Here is an 8,606-nt window from a genome sequence, read left to right as displayed (position 1 = left end):
AAATAGTTCTGCCCCATGTGTCCGGTTTCCCTGTTGGGGACTGTGGCAAACGGGATAGGAGCTAAACTTGTGAGTAAATAAATTTCAATCATACGGCCATATACGATGACGAAGATCACGATGTTTAAGGCAATCATGGTAAGCTGGATTAGGAAGGATTGTAGCCAGAGTCCGAACAGAGGACCTAACTCCATCGCCTCAAGCTCTGTCCGCAAACTGTCCAGCACATCCGGCGTGATCTCTGTCCCGTTCTGGATAATGCCCGCTGACTGCTGTATCACATGCTGGCTCACATCAAAGACCGCCAGCACGATATTGAAGGTGTTCGTCAGGATCATCACAGCCACAAAGGTTTTGAACACCCACTTAAAAAACATCCATGTGTCAACTTCATGGAGGTTGTTGCGTTCTATGAGCATCTGTATCAGCTCATAAGTCATTACAAAAGTGAGGATGACCCCGGCGATTGGCAGGATGGCAGTTTCAGAGATCTGTCGTATCATGGAAAAGACCCCGGCGTTCCAGTCCGCCGGGGTCGTGCCTACCTGTGTGGCGATCTCGCCAACGCTCTGATTGACGTTATCGAAAAGACCATCCAGATTTCCCATGATACCATCGACGAGCAGACCTTTCAGCCATTCAACGATTGCATCGATGATAAAGTCCATACATCAGCTCCTTTTCTAGAAAAAGGGACAACGGGTGACATTTAGCTGAACAGCCCGGACAGCAGAGGGATAAGCTGAAGACCGATCAGAACGACACCGCCGCCCGCCATCAGCTGCTTAATGCCCTGGCTTTTTACTGATGTGTGATAAAGAAGTAATAGAAGTGTAAAAAATTTTGCCGTTCCTATCCGGCACTTGCGCATTGTGTCGGATAGGTCGGGCGTTTATTCGGGCAAGTCCACCTTGCCAACAAAAGAATAATAAATCTCAATGTCCTGTCTGCGGGTCTTGTTCTCGTCATAGCTGCACTCATGCACAACGATTTTCTCTACAAACTCCCGCAGCAGAGTAGGGGTAAGTTCTTCAAAGCTGGTATGCCGCCGGACAACATTCATAAACTTTTCTGCGTTCACGGTGGCTTCCTGTGCTTTGGAAAGCTCCGCTTGGATAGCAGCGGCTCTTTCTTTCAGTTCCCGTTGTTCTGCTTCATAGTCTGCCGACAGTTCTGTGAAACGCTCGTCTGATATGCGCCCGGTCACGCTGTCCTCATACAGCCGCTTGAAGATAGCGGATAACTCGGCTATGCGTTTCTCGGCGGCTTCCAGTTCCTTTTTCTTGGCGGCGTTCCTGCGTTTGCCCCCGTCCTCGTTCTGCTCAATCAAGAGCTTCATAAACCGGGCTTCATGCTTTGCCGCATAGCTGGTCACTTTCCGCAGATTGGAGAGTACACCGGCGGTCAAGAGGTCGGTGCGGATAAAGTGCGCCGTACAGTCATGGGTGCGCTTCTTGTAGTTGCCGCAGATATAACAGTCCTGCTTGCGCTTGTCCGTCTGGTATCGCTGCTGATACATGACGCTGCCGCAGTCTGCACAGAACAGTATACCAGAGAACAAGCCCACTTCATCATAGCGGTTGGGGCGTTTACGCTGCTTGCGTAGCTCCTGCACCCGTTCCCATGTCTGAGTGTCTATGATAGGCTCGTGGTGGTTCTCGAAAATCACTTGCTTTTCCAGGGGATTTTCTACACTGTGCTTGACTTTGTAAGAGAGTTTTTCCGTCTTGAAGTTTACCAGACAGCCCGTGTATTCCCGGTTTTCAAGGATATGCACAACGGTATTGGTCGCCCACTTGCACTCATAGCCGGGGTGGTAGCGGCGGGTGCTGCCCGTCCTGCGGTATTCCAGCGTCCCCGGCGTGGGGATTTGCTGCTCTGTGAGCATACGGGCAATCTTGGTCGGACCATTCCCGGCAAGACAGAGGTTGTATATCTGCTTGACTACGGGTGCGGCTTCCTCGTCAATGATGAAATTTTCGTCCTCGTCCATGAGGTAGCCATACACAGGCTTGCTTGTGATAGGCTTGCCACTCATGCCTTTTGAGCGTTTCACTGCTTTGATTTTCTTGCTCGTATCTCTCACCAGCCATTCGTTAAAGATATTCCGCAGCGGGGCAAAGTCATTGTCGCCCTGTGCGCTGTCCACTCCGTCATTGATAGCAATGAAGCGGACGCCTTTCTGTGGGAAAATCATTTCTGTGTACATTCCCACTTGTAGGTAGTTTCGCCCTAACCTCGACATATCCTTGACGATAACTGTCCCGACTTTTCCGGCTTCAATGTCCGCAAGCATGGCTTGAAAACCGGGTCTTTGAAAGTTCGCACCAGAATAACCGTCGTCCGTGTACCAGCGCAGATTGGAAAAGCCGTTCTGCTTTGCATAGGTTTCAAGGATACGCTTCTGATTGGAAATGGAATTGCTCTCGCCTTGCAGCTCGTCCTCATGGGAAAGTCTTGGGTAAAGGGCGGTAATTGGTTGTTGGTTGGTCTGTCTTAACATAAAATCCTCCGTTTCCGACAGCCAGCCCCACTATTCCGTACCTTGATTGTACCACATGGGGCGGCTGTCTGTATAGCGGCAAAAGCGTCAAATCTGCTTCTTTATGGTCGGTCAAATCGCCGTTTTTTGTGTAGCAGCTTCCGCTTCCAGCACTTTCATCATCTTGTCGGCTGCGGTGTCGGTTGCGCCCTGCTTGAAGAATCCGGAAACGGTAAGGACGGAGTTGCCCATGCGGATTTCCGTTACACAGTCCGGGCGGCGGTCTGTTTTGGTGGTGCTTGTCTGTTTGGTTTCTGTCATAGGCTCTCCTTTCGCTGCTTCGTCAGTTGCTTTAATCGTTCCAGCTTTTCCTGTGCGGTTTCCTTTCGGAAATTGCTGCCCGTGAAGCGGACGGGGGCGCACATGGAAGTCAGCCTGTCATAGATACGGGCGTGGGGCGTGTCCTGCGGGTGCTGCAATTCCTCCAGCGTGAGGTTGGTCGTGGCGATCAGCGGCTTGCTGCTTCGGTAACGACTGTCAATCACGCTGTAAACCTGTTCCAGCCCGTATTCTGTCCCTCGCTCCATACCGAAATCATCAAGTATCAGCAGGGGATAGCTGCAAAGGCGGGAAATATATTCGTTCCTGCCCTCAAAGCTGGCAGCAAGGTCATTGAGTATTGTTGCAAAGTTTGTCATACAGACGGCAACCTCTTTCTCCATAAGGGCGTTGGCGATACAGGCGGCAAGGTAGCTTTTTCCTTTCCCCACGCCGCCCCAAAACAGGTAGCCGATATTTTCAGCCTGCATGGTTTCCCAGCTCTCCACATAAAAGCGGGCGGTTTCGGTCTGCGGGTTTCTGCCGTTGTCATGCTCAAATGTCCAGTTCCGCATAGCAGGGTCGGTAAAGCCCCGGCGTTTCAAGTCCTCCACTTTTTCAAGGTGCTTCTGTCTGCTTTCAGCGGCTTCCCGTTTTTCACGGGCTGCCCGCTGGCAGTCGCACTCTGCCGGGTGTCGGTCATGCCCTAACCATTGGGCGGTTTCTTTTGAAAAGTAAGCTCGGACTGTTCCTTTTCGTATTGAGCGTCCAGAGTGGCGTATCTGCTGTCGGACAGCTTGCCTAAAATGTTGTCCTCATAGATTTTGCAGAGCAGGACTTCCAGCTCGGAAACTCTCTGCTTTGCGGTGGCAAGGCGTGTCCGCTGTTTCTTGACCTCTGCCGTCTGCTGGCTGGACTGCGCTTCCTGCACCACACGGACAAACTCGGCTCGGTCATGCTTGGCATACTCGGCAATAGCTTTGAGCATTTCGGAAACAAGGGACAGTACCACATCTTCATTGATACGGTGCTGTGTCGTGCAGAGCTTTCCAACTGGGACTTTGCTGTATTGGGAACAGGTATATTGAGAAATACGCTTGCCGTTGTTGGTACGGTGGACATACATTTTACCGCCGCAATCGGCACAATAAAGCAAGCCAGTAAGTGGAGCTGCTTCGCCCCAGCCGTCCGGGTAGCGTCTGACATTCCCACGGATTTTCTGCACAAGGTCAAAGGTCTGCTGGTCAATGATAGGCTCATGGGTATTCTCGAAAATTGTCCATTCGTCCTCCGGGACATAATGGCTTTTCTTGTCCTTGAAGTGCTTTCGGGTCTTGAAGTTGATGGTATGTCCCAGATACTCACGCTTTTCAAGAATGTTGCAAATGGTGGAAGAACCCCAGCCGTACACATCTTTGAAAGTCTTGTTTTTGTTCACGCCCTCGCCGTGCTGGGCAAGGTAAGCGGACGGAATGAGGACTTTTTCTTCTTTCAGCCTGCTGGCGATCTGATACGGACCGTAGCCGTCAATCGTCATGGCAAAGATGCGCTTGACCACCTCGGCGGCTTCGGGGTCAACCAACCATTGGTCTCTGGCTTCGTTCCAAAGATAGCCGTAAATGACCGTGCCTGTGAGGTGCTTGCCGGACTTGCCTTTGGACTGGAAAGTGGAACGGATTTTACGGCTGGTATCTCTGGCGTAATACTCGTTCATAATGTTGCGGAAAGGGGTAAAATCATCATCACCTCTGGCACTGTCCACGCCGTCATTGATGGCGATAAGGCGAACGCCACGCTGACGCAGGATTTCCATAATCTGACCGACTTTCAGATAGTCACGACCCATGCGGCTCATGTCCTTGATACAAAGGTACTCCACATTCCCGGCTTCCACTTCTTTCATCATTGCCAAAAATCCGGGACGGTCAAAACAAGTACCACTAATGCCATCGTCCGTGAAATGGACAATGTTTGTAAAGCCCTGCCGTGCGGCGAAGTCCTCCAACATTGCTTTTTGATTGGATATGGAGTTGCTCTCACGCTGCTGGTCATCATCTTTGCCAAAGTCATCACGGCTCAGTCGTTCGTACAGAGCAGTGATTTTCTCGTTTTTTCTCATAACTTGCGCTCTTTTCTTCGGTTTTAGGTTGTGTGTTCTAAGAGACTTCCCAACCGCTTGATTAAGAAGTCTTTTAGAGCATACAACACCGCTGGCGAGCTTGTATTTCTTATACTGCCTCACGGCGAAGTGCTGGGGGCTGCGGCGTTCCAGCCCGTCAAACATATAGTCCACCGCGTTTTTGAAGGTTTCGTCATCCTCCCGGACTTCCATGCTGCTTATCATTTCCACCAGCGTATTCATGTTGCGTTCTTCCTCCGGCCCCTCAAAGACGATGTAGGACACAAGGGCGCAGTACAAGAGGGTTTCTGCTTTTGTCCAGAACTCGTCGCCCTCCTTGCCGTCGCCTTTGGTGTTGGCAATCAGGGCGGTAACAAATTTCAAAACATCGCTTTCTGTCTTGATATAGGCCAGCGGATTGTAGTGCATGGATTTTGAAAAGTCGATACTGTTGAATACCCGCACCCTGTATTTCTCCCGTTGCAGAAACCGCCCGCACTGGTCGAGAGTGCCGCCCTTCGGGTCTACCACCACATACGAGGAATGGGCTTGAAGGAGCTGCGGGGTCAACCAGAACCTTGTCTTTCCCGAGCCGGACGATCCGATGACACAGGCGTTTAGGTTCCGGGCATTGGCGGGTATCTTCGGACGGGTGTTCATGGTAAGGAACTCCGTCCCGGTCAGAATGACATTGTTCTGAAATTTAGGGTCAACAAATGGCTTTATATCTTCCTTTGTTCCAAAGCGGGCGGTGCCGTACTCCGCATCCCGCCGGAATTTTTTCGCCTGCCTGATCTTTGACTGTATCAGCAGATACATCCCAGCCGCACCGGCAAGGCCCACCAGCAGGTCAATACCTCCCAGCCCCGGCCAGTAGGTTTCAAAGGCTTTGGGGAAGGTATCAAGCATCCCCATGAGCTTTGTCCCGAAGTCTGTGCCGGGGGCGATCCGGTAGGCCGTCCCGATTTTGGAGAAAAACCAGAACACAAAGAGGTACGGCAGGTTTGGGAGCACATATTTTCTGATCTTGTCACTCAACGTCCGTCCTTCACCGCCTCTCTGGTCCGCTGCTTTTCCTTTGCCTGCGTCCTGATTTGCTCCGTGAATTTCCGAAGCTGACCGAGGATGGAAGCCTTGTCCTGCTCTTTGTTCAGCACCTTTGCGCTGTACTTCTGGAAGGCCGCCGTGATAGCGTCCGCCTGATTGGCTTTGAAAAACAGCAGGTAATGACCGGGGCTCACTTTATGGAAAGCGTAGTCCACATGGAACTCCTTCGCGATCCGGTCAAAATCCTTTGGAGCTCCCACATAGGGCATGGCACTTTTGCCGCCATAGTGGTTCATCAGCTTTTTCACGCTCTGGCGTCCCTGCGGGGTCAGCGCCTTCTGGTGGTGCTTTTGCAGCGCCCGAACCACCTTGCCAAGAGCGGCAGCCAGCACTTTTCCTGTGAGCTTCGTTGTCCTGATCGAAAGGGCAACCGTTTTTTGGTTTACTTCTTCCTGCATAAAACCTCCTTTCCGTCGGGGTTCCCGCTATCCGGGAGGCCCCCGTACAATCTCGGGGAACAGAAAACCTCGGGCCAATGTGGCCCGAGGCTTACCGCTCGGCATCTCTGCCGGACGGAGCTTTCTTTTCCGGCTCCGTCTGGACTTTTTCGCCCTGTTCCCGCATGGTCTGCAAGATAGAGGGCTTCTTTTGAAGCTGGGAGGGCTTTTCGCCGGACAGCGGCTTGATACATTCCAGACGGTCAGCCGCCCGGATAGCGTTGTCCGTGAGCTGCCTCTGCCATGCGCCCACGCTGGGAGCCCAACGAAAGCCGCTGCTTTTCAGCTCGGCCCGGGTGTCCGCGTCAGGCTTTCCGTCAAAGAACACCTGCAAGCGGTTGTCCTCCCGGTTCATTTCCACACGACCCCCATCGAACTCCCAGCCGGAAAATTCCTGCTGTGCCTGTTTGGAAAGCTGTTCGATACGGGCCTTTACCCGGCGGATCTCCGCATTGTTGTTGGTAAGCTGGTAACTTTCAAAGGGCCTCGGGTCGCTTCGCCAACTTGACGCCATGCTTGCTTTCAGCTTTTCGATCTGGTCCGGCGACAGCAGCGCACAGCCGTCCAGCTTGCCATGCTTGCGGTAATAGGCGTTGACCTCCTTCATAATGAGCTGGGAGCGTTCCAGCCCGTCCAGCTTCTTCTGGAGCTTTTCGATCGCTGCCGGGTCATCGGCGCTGATCCCGCCCATGCCGGTACTGCATATCTTATCCAGCAGCCCTTGAATATACCGCCATTCCTCCATGTTGCTGTCCCGGGCCCGGTTCTGTTTTTCCTTCTTTCCCACCGGGAAATTGGCAGGTCCGGCGATCATCACAGAGGGAACCCTTGCGTCAATGGCAAAGCCCTGGTTCATGTTTTCGGCCAGCTTGCGGGCGTAGGTGTCTAACAGATGGTCGATCTTCTCATGGTACATGGGGTCCACCCGGGATTTCTGCTTTTCCGCTATGGCGGCGGCCTTGTCCACCATTGCCCGGTATTCCGCCGTTGCGCTCCCTTCCTTGTAGTCGGAAAAGCTGTTCATTTCTTTTGCCCGGCGGGCGGCTCCTTCATTGATAGGGTAATAGTTGATGGTATGCACCTCCTTTATGCTTCGGGCCATGTTGGCCCGAAGTCCTACCGTTCTTCATGGGAAGGCCCCGCCTTGTCCTTTTTCGGAGCGGGTGGGGCTTCTTGAAACTGTTTGAGTGTAGCGAGAATGGAGTGGACAGGCTCGGCCTTTTCAGGATAGGCAAATATCCGGTGTTCCGGCGGGATGTCCTGCGGCCCGTGGTAATACTCCTTGAAGCCCTCCGGGACTGCCGACACATACCCACCGGGAGCGAATACGCCGCCCTCGTTGATACGCACATCCCGCCCGTATGCCTCATAATCGAAGTAGTTCTGAATGTGCTCCGGTATGTCGATAGTCCCAAGCTCGTCGGCGTAAAGACGACCCAGCCCTTCATCATCGGAAATATCCGGGTAAAAGCGGTAAAGGTCAAGGTTCTGCGTCAGGTTTATCAAATCCTTCACGCTCCTTGTGTGGTTTCCCAAGACAAGAGCGGCTTCAAAGGTTTCCAGTCCGCCCTTATCCCGTACTTCCAGCAGGGCGTGGCCCAGCTCGTTCAGCTCGTCGATGTTCTCACATTCGTAGAGATGATCGTAGAGCCCCAGCACATCGCTGTCAAAGCTGGTAAAGAACACTTCGCTGTACCGTTTCCCGTCTATCCCGATTTTGGCAAGGGCGGCCTGCAACTCCTGTGTCGTCATGGGGAAATGTACCGTTGTCCCTACCTCGATCCCCATCAAGGGGTACAGGGCTGTATTGGTTATATAGGCTTCAAACATGGGCTTATTCCTCCTTTCCGGCCCTGCCAGCCAGCACCTCATAGATCCCGGCCATAATGTAATCGGCGCAAGGGAGGGCAATCGCATTTCCCAGCGCCTTGTAGCGTTGCAGAGGCCGGATCTCCATGCCGTCCGCCCCGTACTTTGTCCAGCCCTCCGGCAGCCCCATCAGCCGTTCGCTTTCCGTTTCCGTCAGAAAACGGATGCAGCCGCCCTCCGGGTCGCCCTCATACCAGAAGGCAAAGGGCGTTACATCACTGGCTAAAAGAGTGGGAAAAGGGTCAGTTGGTAATCCGAAGCTGTTTCGGAAGGC

At 52.9% G+C, this 8,606-nt stretch carries 7 protein-coding genes and 3 pseudogenes; all 10 read right to left on the bottom strand.

Annotated features, from left to right (window positions below):
• Window positions 1–668, bottom strand: a 668-nt coding sequence (locus DWY89_RS14040) for a VirB6/TrbL-like conjugal transfer protein, CD1112 family (RefSeq protein WP_118524773.1), incomplete at its 3' end; no start/stop codon positions are given.
• A gap of 41 nt (window positions 669–709) precedes the next feature.
• Window positions 710–802: pseudogene (locus tag DWY89_RS14840) on the bottom strand (Maff2 family protein); the annotation flags it as partial.
• A 90-nt stretch (window positions 803–892) separates the two neighbouring features.
• Window positions 893–2,503, bottom strand: a complete 1,611-nt coding sequence (locus DWY89_RS14030) for a recombinase family protein (RefSeq protein ID WP_098924870.1) — start codon at window positions 2,501–2,503, stop codon at window positions 893–895.
• A 111-nt stretch (window positions 2,504–2,614) separates the two neighbouring features.
• Window positions 2,615–2,803, bottom strand: a complete 189-nt coding sequence (locus tag DWY89_RS14025; RefSeq protein WP_002569233.1) for a transposon-encoded TnpW family protein — start codon at window positions 2,801–2,803, stop codon at window positions 2,615–2,617.
• A pseudogene (locus DWY89_RS14020) lies at window positions 2,800–3,540 on the bottom strand (ATP-binding protein); the annotation flags it as partial. The gene DWY89_RS14025 and the pseudogene DWY89_RS14020, both read right to left, overlap by 4 nt.
• Before the next feature lie 5 nt (window positions 3,541–3,545).
• Window positions 3,546–5,957 (bottom strand): annotated as a pseudogene (locus DWY89_RS14015) (recombinase family protein); the annotation flags it as partial.
• On the bottom strand, window positions 5,954–6,424 hold the full coding sequence (locus DWY89_RS14010) for a PcfB family protein (protein WP_025543433.1): 471 nt from the start codon (window positions 6,422–6,424) through the stop codon (window positions 5,954–5,956). The pseudogene DWY89_RS14015 and the gene DWY89_RS14010, both read right to left, overlap by 4 nt.
• Before the next feature lie 91 nt (window positions 6,425–6,515).
• Window positions 6,516–7,565 (bottom strand): hypothetical protein, encoded by a 1,050-nt coding sequence (locus tag DWY89_RS14005; protein ID WP_118524771.1) that lies wholly within the window; start codon window positions 7,563–7,565, stop codon window positions 6,516–6,518.
• A gap of 14 nt (window positions 7,566–7,579) precedes the next feature.
• A complete protein-coding gene (locus DWY89_RS14000) occupies window positions 7,580–8,293 on the bottom strand; it encodes an antirestriction protein ArdA (protein ID WP_117482861.1) in 714 nt (237 codons plus the stop codon).
• A 4-nt stretch (window positions 8,294–8,297) separates the two neighbouring features.
• The coding region (locus DWY89_RS13995; protein ID WP_147353342.1) for a DNA cytosine methyltransferase at window positions 8,298–8,606 on the bottom strand (309 nt) is incomplete at its 5' end.

Origin of the sequence: Clostridium sp. AF27-5AA (assembly GCF_003478415.1) — a bacterium.
In the GTDB taxonomy this organism is placed as follows: Bacteria; Bacillota; Clostridia; order Lachnospirales; family Lachnospiraceae; genus Otoolea; species Otoolea fessa.
This window is presented reverse-complemented; position numbering and strand designations above follow the sequence as displayed.

Bases quoted from the DNA above. Each gene is read 5' to 3' on its own strand.
- DWY89_RS14030 (WP_098924870.1), bottom strand. From the start codon at position 2,503: ATGTTAAGACAGACCAACCAACAACCAATTACCGCCCTTTACCCAAGA.
- DWY89_RS14010 (WP_025543433.1), bottom strand. From the start codon at position 6,424: ATGCAGGAAGAAGTAAACCAAAAAACGGTTGCCCTTTCGATCAGGACA.
- DWY89_RS14025 (WP_002569233.1), bottom strand. From the start codon at position 2,803: ATGACAGAAACCAAACAGACAAGCACCACCAAAACAGACCGCCGCCCG.
- DWY89_RS14000 (WP_117482861.1), bottom strand. From the start codon at position 8,293: ATGTTTGAAGCCTATATAACCAATACAGCCCTGTACCCCTTGATGGGG.
- DWY89_RS14005 (WP_118524771.1), bottom strand. From the start codon at position 7,565: ATGGCCCGAAGCATAAAGGAGGTGCATACCATCAACTATTACCCTATC.